This window comes from Pseudomonas sp. MWU12-2319 (assembly GCF_023242525.1).
GTDB lineage: Bacteria > Pseudomonadota > Gammaproteobacteria > Pseudomonadales > Pseudomonadaceae > Aquipseudomonas > Aquipseudomonas gingeri_D.
This window is the reverse complement of the sequence record NZ_JALJES010000009.1, coordinates 16951-35966: the sequence shown is the minus strand read 5'-3', so window position 1 is coordinate 35966 and position 19016 is coordinate 16951. Positions and strand designations below refer to the sequence as shown.

The window sequence follows — 19016 nt, the reverse complement described above, 5'->3', positions numbered from 1 at the left end:
CCCGCGCAACGTCCCGGATTCGACAGGACTGCGCCGCACTGCCATCCGAGCCGACCACAATCGATAAAGGAGGACCTATGCGTCCGTCGTTTTATGAACCCAAGCGCTTTCCCAAGCTCAAGCACCTTGCCGACAACTGGGAAGTGATCCGTGAAGAGTTTCTCGCCCTCGATGCCCCGACCCTGACCATCAACCGCGTTGGCAAGTCGATCACCGAGATCGTCGATGAAGTGGCCGCCCATATGGAGGCTGGCGGCGAGTATGGCTGGCTCTGGGGTTGGGGCGACGACATGGACGTCATGCCCGAGTGGACCCAGTACGGCCTGGTGGCCTACGACACACCGATCCCCTATGCCCAGGCCGCCATGCCGGGGACCATCGAGCTGTTGAAACAGATTCCCGGGATCAAGCTGTGCGCCTTGCTGCGCATGGAGCCCAATGTGTTCCTCGGTACGCACTCACACACCGGCACCTGGGAAGAAGGCCTGCTGCACATGCAGTTGACCATCGACGCGCCGGCCACCCAGAACTATGCCTACCTCAACGTCAACGGCAGCTTCAACCAGAGCACCAATGGCAACCTGGTGATCTTCGACGGCTCCCTCGACCACTTCGCGGTCAATGCTTCGCGGGCACACCGTACCGTGCTCTATCTTGAGTTCCATCGTGAAAAACACATGGATACCTGAGGTCGACAGGAGCGGGCCGAGTGATCGGGCCGCTCCGCAGGTAGAGTACGGTTGTTGTAAAACCACAAACTGTAGAGGCCCGGCTTGCGGGCCGTACTCATTGCGCCTCGGTAGAAACCTCAATCGACAAATTCCACATGGCGGGCCATTTGACCCAGGCATCGCTTCTGCGCGATGCGGGTCAAGGCGGTCTCTACCGGCTGTCCTGGGACACTCTTCTGGACGGTCAGGCGACCACAGGCTGGAGGGTTTCTTCGAGGAAGTGGAAAGCGGTCTGTTTCGAGTACTGGGTGGAGGCAAAGAACGCCAGGTGGCTGCCGTTGTGCTCGACATGCAGGGTGGCATCGTCGATCGACGCGGCGATATAGCGTGAGCCGCCAATATGCGTGGTTTCATCCGCGTCGCCGGCCACCACCAGGGTCGGCACGTTGATGCGGGCCAGCCGCGACGCCAGCTCGGTCTTGTTCAAGGCATCGTTCAGGCGCGCATAACGATAGAACAGTTCCGGGTTGACGTAGGGGTAGAGCACCACATGGGCGATCGGCTCCGGCGTGGTGGCCAGCGTCGCCTGGTCGAGGAACATCGCCTGCAGGTCGGTGGCTTCCTGGCGGTCAAAGGCCGCCGCTTCCATCAGCCATTCGAAGTTCTGCTGATGGGTGGTGCGCAGGTTGTTGTCGCCCAGGTTGTAGTCGCCGTGCCACAGGCTCAGGGAGGTGACCCGGTTGTCGTGGGCGGCGGCCGCACTGAGGGCGATCACCGCACCGCCACAGATGCCCATCAGGTGCGCCGTCGGCAGTTGGTAGTGATTCATCACGCTGATCAGGTCGGCGACCTGGGCTTCGGTGTCCACCGCGACCTGGTCGAAGGACGCGCAGGAGCCGAACAGGCCGCGGGTCTCCCAGGTGACCACGAAGAAGCGCTCGCTGAGGACGTTGAACCAGTCGCGGCAAAGATCGAAGGGCATGCCGCAGGGCAGGGCCAGGACAATCGCCGGACGTTCCCGGTTGGTGCTCGCATGCACCGACAGGGAAACGTTGTCGCGGGTGGTCAGGTGCAGTGTCTCGACTTCCGGCACGGCACCGCTGAATTCGAAATGCTTGAGCAGTCGCCCGAACGCCTTGGCCTCTTCGGTATCGTCGAAGTGGTCGTAGCGGTAGTCGAGCGCCTGGCAGATTTTCCGGCTGATAAAAAACTCGAAGGACGACAGCTGTGCCTCGCCACCGTGCAGGTATTGCACGGTGCGCACGCCGATCCGCGCAAAGGCGGCGTTGATCGCCCGTTCCGTGGCTCTCACGCTGGGGGAAGCCTGCTCGGGGAGCAGGCCGTTGTCCGGGGCGAGAAAACTCAGGCACATGGGATCGGGCAAATGGATGGCAAGGTGCCTAAGCATCCTCACGGTCTCGCACAGGCGCATCGCTGCGTCGGTGGAAATAGTCATGGATTTCAACTCCTGTAGGCACATTGCCAGGCCAACTGTCGCCTGGCCGCTGTGGGTCAGACCGCTTCGAATTTCTTGCCGCGGGTGGTATGGGTCACGAGACGGTTGTATTCCGGTGTCTTTTCACCGATCACCTGCACCGCGCCGTATTTCTCCAGGCTGATGCGACCGCCGTACTCTTCGATATGGTCCGAGTCCGGGTAGATCTGTACGTGCGACGGCACATAACGCGAGGCGAAGCCCATACGCATTTCTTCTGTTTCGCCGCTGTGGGGGTAGGAGGCGTGCATCAGGGTCGACCAGAAAATAATGAACTGACCGGCTTTCATCTGCATCGGTACGGCCGCTGCCTCGTCGGGCTTCCAGTCCTTGTCGATCTGCAGCTGGCGATAGTCGTAACCAAAGAAACCGCGACGTACGCCGTCCTTGACCACGTCGCTGTTGTTGGCTTCGGGGTCGTAGCTCATGCGCTTGGTTTCGTCGTAGTTCATGCTGTTCTGGGTGCCAGGAATGAACTGCAGGCAACCATTGGCGATGTTGGCGTCGGTGAACGCGGTCCAGACGGTGATGGTGCCGCCGAACTCTTCGGCGTCCGGCCAGAGGATCTGCGGTTTGCCGGAAGCGTTGGCAAAGGTGTCGGCCTGGTGCCAGTCGGTGCCTTCATCACCCGGGTATTTAGGGAAGAACTCGGTGCGCCAGCACAGCACATCCGGGCCGAGGATGCTTTCGACGCGGTCGCAGATCTGCGCGCGGCAGATGTGGTTGGCGAGGAATTCGTCATCCAGGTGGCGGTCGTAGTTGGCGATGTTGGTACCGGCGGAGATGGCGTCCAGGTCCTGGTAGGCCGCAGCGCTACGGTCGAGCAGGCGCAGGCGGGTACGTCTCCAGGTTTCTTTCATTTCTTCCGGCGAGTAGGCGTCGAACGGACCGATAAAACCGTTCTTTTCGAACGAGGCACGCTCTTCCGGGGTCAAGGCGAATTTTTTGCTCACGGGCTTTTCCTTTTCGGTCAATGGGCTTGAACAAGAGTGCGGGAGATGTAATCGGCCAGCGCTTTGGCGGTGGCGCCGTCGGCCAGGACAGCCGGATCGATGTTGATCTGGTAATGGCTTTTGAGCTTGCTCAGGGAGCGGATCAGGGCCAGGGAGGTGCCGCCGAAATCGAAGAAGTCATCATTCAGGCCGATGTTCTTCAGGCCCAGGTCTTCACCCCACACCTTGAGCACGAACTGCCCGGGTGCAACGATGCGCGAGATGTAGTCAGCGAGGACCTTGGCGGTTGCGCCGTCGGCCAGGACACCGGGATCGATGTTGATCTGGTAATGGCTTTTGAGCTTGCTCAGGGAGCGGATCAAGGCCAGGGAGGTGCCGCCGAAGTCGAAGAAGTCGTCATTCAGGCCGATGTTCTTCAGGCCCAGGTCTTCGCTCCAGACCTTGAGTACGAGCTGCTCCGGTTCGCTGAGACCCTGGGCGTCCACCGAGTGCGACGGGGTGACGCCGGCGGTCGGCGAGGGCAGCTGTTTCTTGTCGATCTTGCCGTGAGCGGTCACTGGCAGTTGGGTCAGCGCCAGGTAGGCCGAGGGACGCATGTAGTCCGGCAGGCTGGCGGCCACCAGGGCGGCCACTTCGCTGCGGGTCTGCTCGGTCCAGGCGCCGAGGCCCTGGGTCGGGACCACATAGGCCACCAGGCGCAGGTCGCCATCGCCGTAGTCATGGGCGCCGACATGGGCGGCAGAGACGCTCGGGCTGGTTTGCAGGCAGGCTTCGATCTCGCCCGGCTCGATACGGAAACCGCTGATCTTCAGCTGTTCGTCGCAACGGCCGGCATAACGGTACTCACCGTCATTGTCGAGGATCAGCAGGTCGCCGGTGCGGTAGGCGCGGATCGAGGTGCCGGGCAACTGGATGAAACGCTTGGCGTTGAGCTCGCTGCGATTCAGGTAACCCTGGGCCACGCCGGCGCCTTCGATGTACAGCTCGCCGGCCGTGCCCTGGGGCACCGCGACCTGGTTGGCGTCGAGCAGATGTAACTGCCAGCCGTCCAGGGGTTTGCCGATGGAGACCATTGCGCTGGTTTCCAGATCCTGGCCGAGTACGCGCTTGAAGGTGCTGTGCACCGTCGCTTCGGTAATCCCGTACATGTTGATCAGGGCCGGTTTCTGGTCGCCATGGCGTTCAACCCAGGGACGCAGCACGGTGGCCGGCAGCGCTTCGCCACCGAAGACCACATAACGCAGGGCCAGGGGCGCGGTGGCGCCGCGATCGGCCTCGTCGAGGCCACGGAAGGCCGACGGGGTCTGGCTGAGCACGGTCACGCGCTGGTCGGACAGCCATTGGCGCAGGGCGGCAGGCGAGCGCGAGACGTCATACGGTACCACGCTGACCTGGCCGCCGTGGGCCAGGGCGCCCCAGATTTCCCAGACCGAGAAATCGAAACCGATGGAGTGGAACATCGACCAGACGTCCTGGGCGTTGAAGCCGTAGGTCCGTTGTGTGCTTTCCAGCAGGCGGCTGACGTTGCCATGGGAAACCAGTACGCCCTTGGGCTCACCGGTGGAACCGGAGGTGTAGATGACGTAGGCGCTGGCCTGGTCCGGGTCGCGGCGGCTGCCGTCAACGCTCAGTTCCAGCGCGGGCGCGGACAGCAACTGCTCGAGGGACAGCACACGCAGGGACGGGCTTTTCGGCAGGTTCGCGGCATCGCCGATCACCAGGCCCAGGCCGCTGTCACGGACGATGTGCTCAACGCGTTTGCCCGGGTATTGCGGGTCGACCGGGACATAGGTGCCGCCGGCCTTGAGGATGCCGAGCAGGCTGATGATCAGGTCGGCGCTGCGCGGCAGGTACATGCCCACACGCACGCCATCCTTGACGCCTTCGTGACGCAAACGTGCGGCCAGCTTCGACGACAGCGCCTCAAGCTGGGCATAACTCAATGTCCGAGTGGCGTCGGACACCGCCGTTCGCTCGGGAAATTCACGGGCCCGGGCACTGAATATCTCATGCAGGAAGGCACCGGGCGTGAGAGGGGCTGGCGAGGTGTTAACCGATTCGCCAGTGTTCTTGATCGGCATGACTAACGCTCCTGTGTAATAACAGGTGCAACGTCTTTTCGCCGTGGCGAAAGACGTTGCACTCGAGACATCCCTGCGGCCTGGAGGATCCATTCGAAGAGCCGGCACGATCCGCAGTTGCCGCATTTCAGCACCGACCGCGGGCCTGCGTCTGTCGCGGGAAATGGGGACAAACGCGTGCCGACGGTGATCGCGACGCATCCGCCGCCCGGGTCACCGCTGTCCCGGTTTGCGGTGACAGACAGCCCCCCGCCATCGGTGTTTTTATCCTTGCGCGGCGGCGGAGCCTGTTGATCTTGCCCCGTACAACGTGGATGTGAGGGGCTGTGGTCCAGGAGTTTGTTCATGAGTCTTCAAGCTAACGTTTCGCCTGTTTTCACCGAAGAACCGCTGGCGGATGCGCCGGCCTGGCCCGACCGGGCGGGGGATCCATCGGTACGTTTGTCCCTGCTGGCAGCCGACAGCAGTTTGCCCGTGGTGATCGAACCGGCCGCGCCTAGCCTGGATCCGGTGTTGTGGGCGAGTGCGCAACGCGAGGCGATCGAGGCGTTGCTGTGCCGTCACGGCGCGGTGCTGTTCCGTGGTTTCGAGCTGGGTTCGGTGGCGGCTTTCGAGGCCTTTGCCGAGGCGCTGTCGCCCGGGTTGCACGGCACTTATGGCGACCTGCCGAAGAAAGAAGGCGGGCGCAATGTCTATCGCTCCACGCCTTATCCCGAGCGCGAGATGATCCTCTATCACAACGAGAGTTCGCACCTGGAAAGCTGGCCGCGCAAGCAATGGTTCTTCTGCGAGCAGCCGTCACGGGTCGGTGGCGCGACGCCGCTGGCGGACATTCGCCAAGTGCTCCAGCGTCTGCCGGCCGAGGTGGTCGCGCGTTTCGAAAGCAAGGGCCTGATGTACAGCCGTACCTTTACCGCCGGCGTCGAGCCGAGCTGGGAATCGTTCTTCGGCACCCCTGAACGCAGCGTCGTCGAACAGCGTTGCCGCGAGCAGGGCACCGACTTCGAATGGCTCGACAGCGACACCCTGCAGATTCGCACCCAGTGCCCGGCGGTGATCAGCCATCCGTTCACCGGTGAGCGCTGCTTCTTCAACCAGGTGCAGCTGCACCACCCGTTCTGCCTGGGCGAGGAAATGCGCGAGGACCTGCTCGACATGTTCGGCGCCGACCGCCTGCCACGACTGGTCAGCTATGGCGACGGCTCGGACATCGAGGACTCGGTCATGGCCTTGATCGGTGAAGCCTACGAGGCCTGTGCGGTGCGCTTCGACTGGCGCAAGGGCGATGTGGTGATGCTCGACAACATGCTCGCCGCCCATGCCCGGGACCCCTACGAAGAACCCCGTCTGATCGTCGTCGCCATGGGCGAAATGACTGCCCGGGATGACGTCTGGCAACCGACCTGAGTGATCGCAATCGAGTGACCCTGGACTTTCAACGACCGGCCATTGCGCGGGCTAATGCATTCAAGGACAGCAACCAATGAAAAACGAGCAAGAGAAGAAGGCCAAACCTGGCTCGGTCATGCGTCTGCTGTGGCGCAATCATCCCTGGCTGACGCTGATGACCCTGTTGACCGGGATCATCAGCGGGGTGGCGTCCATCGCGGTGATCAAGGTGATCAACGAGGCGATTCATGAGGAAAGCTTCCAGTTGCAGTCGTTGTACTGGTTCGTCGGCCTGAGTGCGGTGTCGCTCTTGTTCCGCAACGGTGCCGCGTTGTTTCCGGCCTACGCCAGCATGCGCATCATGACCCGCCTGCGGATTGCCCTGTGCCGCAAGATCCTCGCCACGCCCCTGGAAGAGATCGACCGCCGCGGGGCTCCCAACGTTCTGACGATGCTGACCAGCGATATTCCGCAACTCAACAGTACCCTGGTGATCATGCCGTCGGTGCTGGTGGAGTTGGCGGTGCTGCTGTTCGGCATCGCCTACCTGGCCTACCTGTCCTGGGTGGTGTTCGCGGTAACCGTCGGCCTGATGGTGGTCGGGGTGGCGCTGTACCTGTTCTTTTTCCTGGGCGGTATCTCCTTCTCGCACAAAGTGCGTGACGAGTTCACCTCGTTCAACGAGTACACCCACGCCCTGGTGTTCGGTCTCAAGGAACTCAAGCTCAACGGCATCCGGCGCCGCTGGTTCAGCCGCTCGGCGATCCAGGAGTCCTCGACCCAGGTGGCGCGTTACAACTTTATCGAACGGCTCTGGTACACCGCCGCCGACAACGTCGGCCAGCTGACCTTGTCGCTGCTGATCGGTTGCCTGCTGTTCGTCGCGCCCATGCTCGGGGTGATCGATACCAATACCATGACCGCCAGCGTGCTGGTGGTGCTGTACATCATGGGCCCGCTGTCGCTGCTGATCGGCGCCATGCCGTTGCTGGCCCAGGGCCGTATCGCCGGCAGCCGCCTGGCGGATTTCGGTTTCTCGATCAACGACCCGCACCCGGAGCCGGAAGCCCTCGCCAGCGAATCCGCCAATGTGCTGCGCCTGGATCACAAGAAGTCCTGGGACAGCATCCAGTTGCGCGACGTGCACATGAACTATCAGGACCTGCTCACCGGCACCGGGTTCGGCCTGGGGCCCATCGACCTGACGGTGCGTGCCGGCGAACTGATCTACATCGTTGGTGGCAACGGCTGCGGCAAGAGCACCCTGGCCAAGGTTATCTGCGGCCTGTACATCCCACAGGGCGGGCAGGTGCTGCTCGACGACAAGCTGATCAACGAAGAGTCACGCAGCGACTACCGTGACCTGTTCTCCGCGGTGTTCTCCGACTTCCATCTGTTCAACCGGCTGATCGGTCCCGACGAAGAAGAGGACGCCAGCACCGAACTGGCGCAGAAGTACCTGGCGACCCTCGGCCTGGAAGACAAGATCAAGATCGAAGGGCTCGGTTATTCCACCACCAAGGCCCTGTCCTACGGTCAGCAGAAACGCCTGGCGCTGGTCTGCGCCTACATGGAAGACCGGCCGATCTACCTGCTCGACGAATGGGCCGCCGACCAGGACCCGCCGTTCAAGCGCTTCTTCTACGAGGAACTGCTGCCGGACCTCAAGCGTCGCGGCAAGACGGTGCTGATCATCACCCACGATGACCAGTACTTCCAGTTGGCCGACCGCATCATCAAGTTGGTGGACGGGAAGATCGTCTCCGACGTGAATTGCTCGGTGCAGGGCAAGCGCGCCTGATTTCCAGCGCTGTTTAACTTTTCCAGGACCGGCCCTTCGCAAGATTGAGCGAGGTTGGCCGGTCCCTGGACCTGACTCAATTTCCAGTTGTCGCCGCCTTTTGCGCGTGGCGAGGCTGACCCTTTGCGAGAAGAAATGTATGGCACTTGCCCTGACCGCTGCCCAACGCAATATCTGGCTGGACCAGATGACCCAGGGCGACTCGCCGTTGTACAACATTGGCGGCTACCTGGAGATTGACGGGCACCTCGACCCCGAGGTGTTCCAGCAGGCCGTGAACCTGTTGATCGATAAACACGATGCCCTGCGCATGGTCCTGCTCGAGCAGCGTGACGAGCAGGGCGTGCCGTTGCAGGCCTTCGCCGCGACACTGCCGGTATGGGTGGCACCGCTGGACCTGCAAGCACAGGCGGACCCGCGCCAGGCTGCCGCGAGCTGGATGCAGCGTCAGTTCGAACGGGCCTTCAAGCTCGATGGCGGCCCGCTGTTCCGACTGCATTTGCTCAAGCTCGAAGCGCAGCGCTTCTACCTTGTCATCCACGCCCACCATATCGTGCTCGACGGTTGGGGCATCGACGAGCTTTTTGCTTCCCTCTGCCAGATCTACAACGCCCTGCACGATCAGCGCACGCCTGATCTGTCGGCGCCGTCCTATGTCGATTTCATTGAAGACGACCGCAACTATCGCCAGTCGCCGCGTTTCGTTCGCGACCAGGCCTATTGGTTGGAAAAATACCGCGATATCCCCGAGCGCTTGCTGCTCCCGCGCTATCGCCAGGCCCAGGCTGAAGGCCCGAGCCGCAGCAGCCATTTCGCCCGCGATTTTGCCCGGGACCTGGAGAGCCGTATCGACGACCTGGCCGGGCAGCTGCAGGCCTCGCGTTTCCACGTCCTGCTGGCCGCACTGTACGTCTACTTCACTCGGGCCCAGCAGCGCGATGAGCTGGTGATCGGCTTGCCGATCCTCAACCGCTCCAACGCCAGCTTCAAGAAGACCCTGGGGCTGTTTGCCCAGCTCAGCCCGGTGCGTTTGCAGTTCAGCGCCGATCTGCCGTTCGCCGAGCTGGTCCAGGGCATCGGTCGGGCGCTCAAGCAGGATTACCGCAACCAACGTTTCCCGGTCAGCGATCTCAACCGCCTGCTGGAGTTGCGCCGTACCGAGCGTACGCAGCTGTTCGACCTGACCTTCTCCTACGAGCAACACAACTCCCTGCTGCGCTTCGGACCGGCGAGCGCCCGTGCGGTGAAGTGTTCGAACAATCACGAACAGACACCGCTGGCGATCCATCTGCGGACCAATGCTTACGATAGTGAATCCCGGCTGCACTACATCTACAACGAGGCGTATTTCCAGGCGGGCGAGATCGAGCCCATGGCCGAGCGCCTGCAGCACGTGCTGGACCAGGGGTTGGCGGATGCACAGTTGCCGGTTCGCGGGTTCTCCCTGCTCAATGCCAGCGAAACCGCGCAGTTGCAGGCTTGGAATGCCGAGCCACAACACTTCGCCGAAGACCGCACCATTCACCAGCAGTTCGAAGCCCGCGCCGCCGAGCGGCCGGATGCCGTGGCGCTGGTGTACCAGGATGAAAGCCTGAGCTACGGCGAGCTCAACGCTCGCGCCAATCAGGTTGCCCATCGTCTGTTGGCCCTGGGTGTGCGCCCGGACGATCGGGTGGCGATCTGCGTCGAACGCGGTCCTGCGATGATCATCGGCTTGCTCGGGATCCTCAAATCCGGCGCCGGTTATGTGCCGCTGGACCCGGCTTACCCTCGCGAGCGCCTGGCCTACACCCTCGGTGACAGCGCCCCGGTGGCCTTGCTCAGCCAGCACGCGGTGCAGGAAGCCTTGCCGGCAGTGCAGGTGCCGGTCATCAATCTCGACGATGCGGATCTGCGGGACGAGTCCGTGCGTAATCCGCAGGTGGTGATGAACCCCACGCACCTGGCCTACGTGATCTACACCTCCGGCTCCACCGGCCTGCCCAAGGGCGTGATGGTTGAACATCGCAACGTCGCGCGGCTGCTCTCGGCCACCGACGCCTGGTTCGGCTTCAATGAAACGGACGTCTGGGCGCTGTTCCACTCGTTTGCCTTCGACTTCTCGGTCTGGGAAATCTGGGGCGCGCTGCTGCATGGCGGTCGTTTGCTGATCGTGCCGCAACTGGTCAGCCGCTCCCCCGAAGACTGCTACAAGCTGCTCTGCAGCGCCGGTGTAACAGTCCTCAACCAGACCCCGAGCGCCTTTCGCCAGTTGATCGCTGCCCAGGACGAGAACCCGCAGGCGCATGTGTTGCGCCAGGTGATTTTCGGCGGTGAAGCGCTGGACACGGCGATGCTCAAGCCCTGGTACGCCCGGGAACTGAACAGCGCCACGCAACTGGTAAACATGTATGGCATCACCGAGACCACGGTGCATGTGACCTACTACCCGCTGCAGGCCGAAGACGCCCAACGGGTGGGCGTAAGCCCGATCGGCAAGCGTATTCCCGACCTGCGCCTGTATCTGCTCGACGGCTACGGCTATCCGTTGCCGCCCGGCGTGGTGGGGGAGTTGTACGTCGGTGGCGCGGGCGTGGCCCGGGGTTACCTCAACCGCGAGGAACTGAACGCTTCGCGCTTCCTCGACGATCCGTTTGTCTCCACCCCGGGGGCGCGCATGTACCGCTCCGGCGACCTGGGGCGCTGGCTGGCCGATGGCAGCCTGGAATACCTGGGTCGTAACGACGAACAGGTGAAGATTCGCGGTTTCCGTATCGAACTGGGCGAGATCGAAGCGCAGCTGGCCGCCTGCGAGGGTGTGCGTGACGCCGTTGTGCTGGTGCGCGAGGATGAACCGGGCGACAAGCGCCTGGTGGCCTATGTCATCGGCACGGCCGGCGTCGAACTGGACGCCGCGAAGTTGCGTGACCAACTGCGCCTGTCCCTGGCCGAGTACATGCTGCCAAGTGCCTTTGTCAGCCTTGAAGCCTTCCCGCTGACCGCCAATGGCAAGCTGGACCGCAAGGCACTCCCGGTGCCGGCGGCCGAGGCCTATGCCCGACGCGAATACCAGGCCCCCGAAGGTCCGGTGGAAACCACCCTGGCCGGGCTGTGGGCCGAGTTGCTTGGTGTCGAGCAGATCGGTCGGCATGATCAGTTCTTCGAACTGGGCGGGCATTCGTTGCTGGCGGTGAAACTCATCGAGCGCATGCGCCAGGTCGGCCTGAGCGCCGATGTCCGCGTGCTGTTCGGCCAGCCGACCCTGGCCGCATTGGCGGCCGCCAGCGGCAAGGGCGGCGAGATTGTCGTGCCGGCCAATGCGATCCCCTCCGGCTGCCAGCACATCACGCCGGACATGTTGCCCCTGGCTCAACTTACCCAGGCCCAGATCGACCGCGTGGTGGCCGGTGTCCCGGGCGGTGTCGGCAATGTGCAGGACATCTACGCGCTGGTGCCCCTGCAGGAAGGCATCCTCTATCACCATCTTTCGAGCGACGAGGGCGATCCGTACCTGTTGCAGGCCCTGCTGCGGGTCGACACCTTTGAACAGTTGCTGGGTTTTGCCGAGTCCTTGCAGGCGGTGATCGACCGTCACGATATCCTGCGCACCGCGGTGGCCTGGGAAGCACTTGATGAGCCGGTCCAGGTGGTCTGGCGCGAGGCGCGGCTGCGGGTCGAAGCCTTTCTGCCGCATCCGGACCAGGGGGATGTGGCCGCTCAGTTACAAGAACATTTCGATCCGCGACGGATTCGCCTGGATTTGCGTCAGGCACCGATGATGCGCCTGCATTATGCCGAAGACGCCGATAACGGCGGCTGGGTCGCGGTGTTGCTGTTCCATCACCTGATCGATGACGCCACCTCCCTGGCCCTGCTGGGCAAGGAGATCGAGGCGTTCAGCCGGGGCCGCGGCGCCGAACTGGAAGCTTCGGTCCCGTACCGCAACCATGTGGCCCAGGCCCGCCTGGGAGTGAGTCGTGAGCAGCACGAGGCGTTCTTCCGCGAAATGCTCGGTGATGTTGACGAGCCGACTTTGCCCTTCGGCCTGCAGGATGTGCAGGGCGACGGCAGCGGTGTCGAGGAAGCGCTATTGCCGGTGGACCCGGATCTGGCCCAGCGCCTGCGTGCCCAGGCCCGACGCCTCGGGGTGAGCAATGCCAGCCTGCACCATCTGGCCTGGGGCCAGGTGGTGGCGCGCTTGTCCGGGCGTCGCGACGTGGTCTTCGGCACCGTGCTGATGGGCCGCCTGCACAGTGGCCAGGGCGCCGAACGCGCGCTGGGCATGTTTATCAATACCTTGCCGCTGCGGGTGGCCGCGGGCGAGCAGGGGGTCCAGGCGGCGGTGCGGACCACCCACGCGCGGCTGGCGGCCTTGCTCGGTCATGAACACGCGCCATTGTCATTGGCCCAAGGCTGCAGTGGCGTGGCGGCGCCGACGCCGTTGTTCAGTGCCCTGATGAACTACCGGCATGTCGCCGTGGGCGCCCAGGCGCCGCAGGACGCCGGCCAGGCCCGGACCTGGGCCGGGGTCGAGGTGCTTGGCGGCGAGGAACGGACCAACTATCCGTTGTCGTTGTCGGTGGACGACCTCGGCGAGTCCTTTGGCCTGACCGTCCAGGCCGTGGCCGGGGTCGGTGCCGAACGGATCGCCGGTTATATGCATACCGTGCTGGAGCAACTGACCGAGGCCCTGGAGCAACAGCCCGATGCGCCGTTGCACAGCCTCGACTGGTTACCGGCCAGCGAGCGCCGCCAGTTGCAGGAAGACTTCAACGCCTTCGATTGCATCTATCCGACGGACCTGTTGCTGCACCAGATGTTCGAGGCCCACGCGGCGGCCCGGCCTGACGCGGTGGCCGTCACCTATGAAGGCCAGCGCCTGAGCTACGGCGAACTGAACCAGTGGGCCAACCAGATTGCCCATCGGCTGATCGCCGAGGGCATCGGCGCCGACGATCGGGTGGCGATCTGTGTGGAACGCAGCCTGGAAATGATCGCCGGCCTGGTGGGCATTCTCAAGGCCGGTGCCGGTTATGTGCCGCTGGATCCGTCGTACCCGGCCGAGCGCCTGGCCTATATGCTGGAGGACAGCGCGCCGAAGGTGCTGCTGACCCAGCGCGGCCTGCGCGAACGCTTCCCCCAGGCTCTGATGCCGGTGTTGTTGCTGGAAAGCGAAGCGCGGATCGAGAGTGGTATCGACACCGCGTCCCGGCACAATCCGCAGATCGAGGGGCTGAATGCGCAACACCTGGCGTACCTGATCTACACCTCGGGTTCCACCGGCCAGCCAAAGGGCGTGGCCATGCCCCACGGGCCGCTGGTCAACCTGATGCACTGGCAGATCGCCCAGACCGTCGAGCACGGTCGGCCCGGACAACGGACCTTGCAGTTTGCCGCCCTGGGCTTCGACGTGGCCTTCCAGGAAGTCTTCAGCACCTTGTGTGCCGGCGGCGAGCTGTCGCTGATCCACGGCGATATCCGCCTGGATTTCCGTCGCCTGTTCCAGCATATCCGCGAGCAGCGCATCGAACGCCTGTATATGCCGTGCATTGCCCTGCAAGCCCTGGCCGAAGCCATGGTCGCCGAAGTCGAGCAACCCGAGTGTGCGTTGCAGGACGTGATCACCGCCGGTGAACAGCTGCGAATCACCGAACCGATGCGGCGCTTCTTCGAACGCCTGGATGATGCGCGGCTGCACAATCACTACGGCCCGACCGAGTCCCACGTGGTCACGGCGCTGACCCTGACGGGAGATCCGCAGGCCTGGCCGACCTTGCCGAGTATCGGTCGGCCGGTGGCCAATACCCGTATCTACCTGCTCGACGAGCAATTCCGGCCGGTGCCGGTGGGTGTGGCGGGGGAGCTCTACATCGGCGGTGCCTGTGTCGCCCGCGGCTACCTGAACCGCGACGAACTGACCGCCGAACGCTTTATCCGCGATCCGTTCGCCACTGCCGAAGGGGCACGGCTGTACAAGACCGGCGACCTGGGTTGCTGGCAGGCCAACGGCAAGATCGACTACCTGGGCCGTAACGACGACCAGATCAAGATCCGTGGCTTCCGTATCGAACTGGGTGAAATCGAAGCGCGCCTCGGCCAATACCCGGGCCTGCGGGACACGGCGGTGCTGGCCCGTGAAGACCGTCCCGGGGAAAAACGCCTGGTGGCGTATTTCAGCGTGCAGGCCGGACAGGTGGCGCCCGAAGCCGACCAGATGCGTCTGCATTTGCAGGCGCTGCTGCCCGACTACATGATTCCGGCGGCCTATGTGCACCTGGAAAAACTCCCGGTTTCACCTAACGGCAAGCTGGACCGTCGTGCGCTGCCGGAGCCTTCGGCCGATGCCTTCGTCAGCCGCGACTACCAGGCGCCGCTCGGCGACACCGAAACCACCCTGGCCGCGCTCTGGTGCGAAGTGCTGGGTGTGGAGCGGGTCGGTCGCCAGGACCATTTCTTCGAACTCGGCGGCCATTCGCTGCTGGCGGTCAAGTTGATCGAGCGCATGCGCCAGGCCGGCCTGAGTGCCGACGTCCGCGTGCTGTTCGGCCAGCCGACCCTGGCGGCGCTGGCGGCGGCCGTGGGCGGCGGGATCGAGATCGTGGTGCCGGCCAACGGTATTCCCGCCGGCTGCGAACGCATCACCCCTGGCATGCTGACCCTGACCACTCTGGATCAGGCCAGTATCGACCGCATTGTCGCCGGCGTGCCCGGTGGCACCGGCAACGTGCAGGATATCTACCCGCTGGCGCCGTTGCAGGAAGGCATTCTTTATCACCATATCGCTGCTGAAACGGGCGATCCGTACCTGTTGCAAGCAACTTTCGCCCTGCAGGACCTGGCACAGCTGCGCGGTTTCGCCGAAGCCTTGCAGGCGGTGATCGATCGCCATGACATCCTGCGCACGGCGCTGGTCTGGCAAGGTCTGGAAGAACCGCAACAAGTGGTCCTGCGCCACGTCGAACTGCCGCTGGAACAGATCGCCCTGGACCCGGCCGCGGGCGATATCCTCGGTCAGTTGCAGCGTCGCTTCGATCCCCGCGAGTGCCGCCTGGACCTCGGCCAGGCGCCGCTGATGCACCTGGCTTTTGCCCAGGATTCGGCCAACCAGCGCTGGGTGGCGATCCTGCTGTTCCACCATATTGCTCTCGATCACACCGCCCTGGATGTGATGAGCGAAGAGATGCTCGCCCATCTGCATGGCGCGGCCGGACAACTACCGGCGGCGATGCCGTACCGCAACTATGTGGGTCAGGCCCGCCTGGGGGTGAGCCGCGAGCAACATGAAGCGTTCTTCCGCGAAATGCTCGGCGATGTCGACGAGCCGACCTTGCCGTTCGGCCTGCTGCAGGTGCAGGGCGACGGGCAGGGCGTCAAGGAGGTCCGCCGTGATCTTCCGGCTGAACTGTGTCAACGCCTGCGCACCCAGGCCCGGCAACTGGGGGTGAGTGCCGCCAGTCTGCATCACCTGGCCTGGGCCCGGGTGCTGGGCAGCGTCAGCGGCCGTGAGGACGTGGTCTTCGGTACCGTGCTGTTGGGCCGTATGCAAAGCGGCCTGGGTGCCGATCGTGCACTCGGGATGTTTATCAATACCTTGCCGTTGCGGGTCGACGTCGGTGCCTGCGCGGTACGCCAGGCGGTGCGCCAGACCCACGCCCGACTCACCGCACTGCTCGGCCACGAGCATGCGCCGTTGGTGCTGGCCCAGCGTTGCAGCGCGGTGGCGGCCTCGTCGCCGCTGTTCAGCGCGTTGCTCAACTACCGGCACAGCCCGGCGCTCGAAGCCAATGGTGGCGATTATTGGGCAGACACCCAGGTCCTCGGCGTCCGCGAGCGGACCAATTACCCCTGTGCCTTGTCGGTGGACGACCAGGGCGAAGGCTTCCTGCTGAGCGTGCAGGTGGCGGCCGGAGTCGACGGTCAGCGGGTCTGCGGTTATATGCAGACCGCCTTGACCCAGCTGGTCGAGGCCCTGGAGTCCGCGCCGGATTCAGCGGTGCGCGACCTGGCGGTGCTACCGGAGGATGAGCGTCGGCAATTGCTGCAGGACTTCAATGCCACGACAACCGATTACCCGATGAGTCGCACCGTGCACAGCCTGTTCGAGGACCAGGTACGCCTGCGGCCACAAGCGACGGCGGCCGTGCACCATGGCCAGGCCCTGAGCTACGCGCAGTTGAACCGACGGGCCAACCAGCTTGCCGCCTATCTGCTCGGTCTCGGCGTGCAACCGGGGGCGCGGGTGGCGATCCTGCTGGAGCGTTCCCTGGACCTGCTGGTCAGCCAGTTGGCGATTCTCAAGTGCGCGGCGGTCTATGTGCCGCTGGACACCAAGGCGCCGCTGGAGCGCCAGCAGTTCATGCTTGAAGACAGCCAGGCCGCGGTCCTGCTGACCCGGGGCGGTTTTGCGCTGGCCAGCGGTACGGCGACGCGGGTCGATCTCGACACCATGGTGCTGGACGCCTTGCCGACGGATGACCGGCCATTGGCGCAATCGAGCGAAACCCCGGCCTACATCATGTACACCTCCGGCTCCACCGGGGTGCCCAAGGGTGTGGTGGTGCCGCACCGGGCCATCACGCGGCTGGTGATCAACAACGGTTATGCCGACTTCAACGAGCAGGATCGGATCGCCTTCAGCTCCAACCCGGCGTTCGACGCCAGCACCATGGATGTCTGGGGCGCCTTGCTCAATGGCGGCCAGGTGCTGGTGGTGGACCATGACACGCTGCTCGAACCGGCGCGTTTCGGCGAGCTGCTGATCAGCTCCGGGGCCACGGTGCTGTTTGTCACCACGGCGGTATTCAACCAGTACGTGCAACTGATCCCGGAAGCCATCAAGGGTTTGCGGATCCTTCTGTGCGGTGGTGAACGCAGCGACCCGGCGTCGTTCCGCCGCCTGTTGGCGCTGGCGCCGCAACTGCGCCTGGTGCATTGCTACGGGCCGACCGAAACCACCACCTACGCCACCACCTATCACGTGACTGCGGTGGCCGAAGATGCCGAGAGCGTGCCGATCGGCCGTCCTATCGGCAATACCCAGGTCTATGTCCTCGATGCCCGCCAGCAATTGCTGCCCCTGGGCGTCAGCGGTGAAATCTGCATCGGTGGCAAGGGTGTGGCGCAGGGTTACCTCAACCGCGCCGACCTGACCGCCGAGAAATTTATCGCCGACCCGTTCAGCAACGAGCCCGGCGCCTTGCTCTATCGCACCGGCGACCTTGGCCGCTGGTTGGTCGATGGCCAGCTGGAATGCCTGGGGCGTAACGACGACCAGGTGAAGATTCGCGGTTTCCGGATCGAACTCGGGGAAATCGAGGCGCGCCTGAGCACCCATCCGCAGGTGCGCGAATGCATCGTGCTGGCCCGCGAGGACGTTCCCGGCGACAAGCGCCTGGCGGCCTATATCACCACGACCGGCGAGCCGGCCACGGTGGAAACACTGCGCGGCTACCTGCAAGGCCTGTTGCCGGAGTACATGGTGCCCAGCGCCTATGTGCAACTGGACGCATTGCCGCTGACCCTGAACGGCAAGGTCGACCGCAAGGCGCTGCCGGTGCCGGAGTCGGACGCCCTGGCCCGTGGCGATTACCAGGCGCCGCAAGGTGAAGTGGAAACCCTGCTGGCATCGATCTGGGCCGATGTGCTCAAGGTCGAGCGGGTCGGGCGTCATGACCACTTCTTTGAACTGGGCGGCCATTCGTTGCTGGCGGTCAGCCTGATCGAGCGCATGCGCCAGGTCGGCCTGAGCGCCGATGTGCGCGTACTGTTCGGCCAGCCGACCCTGGCCGCGCTGGCGGCGGCGGTGGGCGGCGGCACGGAAATCGTGGTGCCGGCCAACCTGATCGCCGATGACTGCGCACACCTCACCCCGGACCTGCTGCCGCTGATCAAGCTGACCCAGGCGCAGATCGACCAGGTGCTGGCGAGCGTGCCGGGCGGCGCACGGAATGTGCAGGATATCTACCCGCTGGCACCGTTGCAGGCGGGCATCCTTTATCACCATATCAGCGCCGAACAGGGCGACCCCTATGTTCTGCAAGCGCTGTTCGGCCTGCGGGACCGCGCGCGGCTGGAGGATTTCAGCAACGCCCTGCAAGGGGTGATCGACCGTCACGACATCCTCCGTACCGCCGTGCTCTGGGAAGGGCTCGACGAACCGTTGCAGGTGGTCCTGCGGCGGGCCACGCTGGAAGTCACCGAGCTGTTCCTCGATCCGGCGGCCGGTCCGCTGGCTGAGCAACTGCACCAGCGTTTCAATCCGCGCCACTACCGCCTCGATGTGCGCCAGGCGCCGTTGATCCGCATTGTCTTTACCCACGATGCGGCCGCTGACCGTTGGCTGGCGATGCTGCTGTTCCATCATATGGCCCTCGACCACACCGCGCTGGACGTGGTCCAGCATGAAATCCAGGCGCACTTGCTCGGCGAGGCCCATACCCTGGGCGAAGCGATGCCGTATCGCAACTATGTGGCCCAGGCGCGCCTGGGTGTCAGCCAGGCGCAGCACGAGGCGTTTTTCCGTGGGGTGCTGGGCGATATCGACGAGCCGACCCTGCCGTTCGGCCAGCAGGATGTGCAGGACGGCGGACGTGAAATCGAAGAGGCCAGCCTGGCCCTGGCGCCCGAGTTGAGCCTGCGTCTGCGGGC

The 19016-nt window shown here is 64.1% G+C and carries 7 protein-coding genes (1 of these 7 running past the window's edge); 4 read left to right on the top strand and 3 right to left on the bottom strand.

Annotated elements, in window-relative coordinates; all coding sequences use genetic code 11:
• Positions 1-77 precede the first annotated feature (77 nt).
• Positions 78-689 (top strand): aspartyl/asparaginyl beta-hydroxylase domain-containing protein, encoded by a 612-nt coding sequence (locus tag M5C01_RS16070; protein WP_103498871.1) that lies wholly within the window; start codon positions 78-80, stop codon positions 687-689.
• 226 nt (positions 690-915) lie between these two features.
• On the opposite strand, the gene syrC is transcribed toward M5C01_RS16070, so the two are convergent.
• Genes syrC through M5C01_RS16055 form a run of 3 tightly spaced genes read right to left on the bottom strand, consistent with a single transcriptional unit; the run spans position 916 to position 5200 of the window.
• Positions 916-2127: a syringomycin E biosynthesis aminoacyltransferase SyrC gene (gene syrC / locus M5C01_RS16065; RefSeq protein WP_152742294.1), complete on the bottom strand. Its 1212-nt coding sequence runs from the start codon at positions 2125-2127 to the stop codon at positions 916-918.
• A gap of 56 nt (positions 2128-2183) precedes the next feature.
• On the bottom strand, positions 2184-3119 hold the full coding sequence (gene syrB2, locus M5C01_RS16060) for a syringomycin E biosynthesis L-threonyl-[L-threonyl-carrier protein] 4-chlorinase SyrB2 (protein ID WP_178130049.1): 936 nt from the start codon (positions 3117-3119) through the stop codon (positions 2184-2186).
• 17 nt (positions 3120-3136) lie between these two features.
• Positions 3137-5200 carry an amino acid adenylation domain-containing protein gene (locus M5C01_RS16055; RefSeq protein WP_152742296.1) on the bottom strand — a complete coding sequence of 688 codons (2064 nt, stop codon included), beginning with the start codon at positions 5198-5200 and terminating at the stop codon, positions 3137-3139.
• A gap of 345 nt (positions 5201-5545) precedes the next feature.
• On the opposite strand from M5C01_RS16055, the gene M5C01_RS16050 reads away from it, so the two are divergent.
• From M5C01_RS16050 to sypA, 3 genes are all read left to right on the top strand, one after another.
• Positions 5546-6607 carry a TauD/TfdA family dioxygenase gene (locus M5C01_RS16050; RefSeq protein WP_152742297.1) on the top strand — a complete coding sequence of 354 codons (1062 nt, stop codon included), beginning with the start codon at positions 5546-5548 and terminating at the stop codon, positions 6605-6607.
• 76 nt (positions 6608-6683) lie between these two features.
• Complete coding sequence (locus M5C01_RS16045) at positions 6684-8390, top strand: cyclic peptide export ABC transporter (protein WP_152742298.1); 1707 nt, start codon at positions 6684-6686, stop codon at positions 8388-8390.
• Positions 8391-8529: 139 nt separating this feature from the next.
• Positions 8530-19016: the 5' portion of a syringopeptin non-ribosomal peptide synthetase SypA gene (gene sypA, locus M5C01_RS16040; protein WP_152742299.1), read on the top strand. 5629 nt of this gene lie beyond the right edge of the window; only the first 10487 of its 16116 coding nucleotides appear in the window; the start codon lies at positions 8530-8532; its stop codon lies off the right edge, out of view.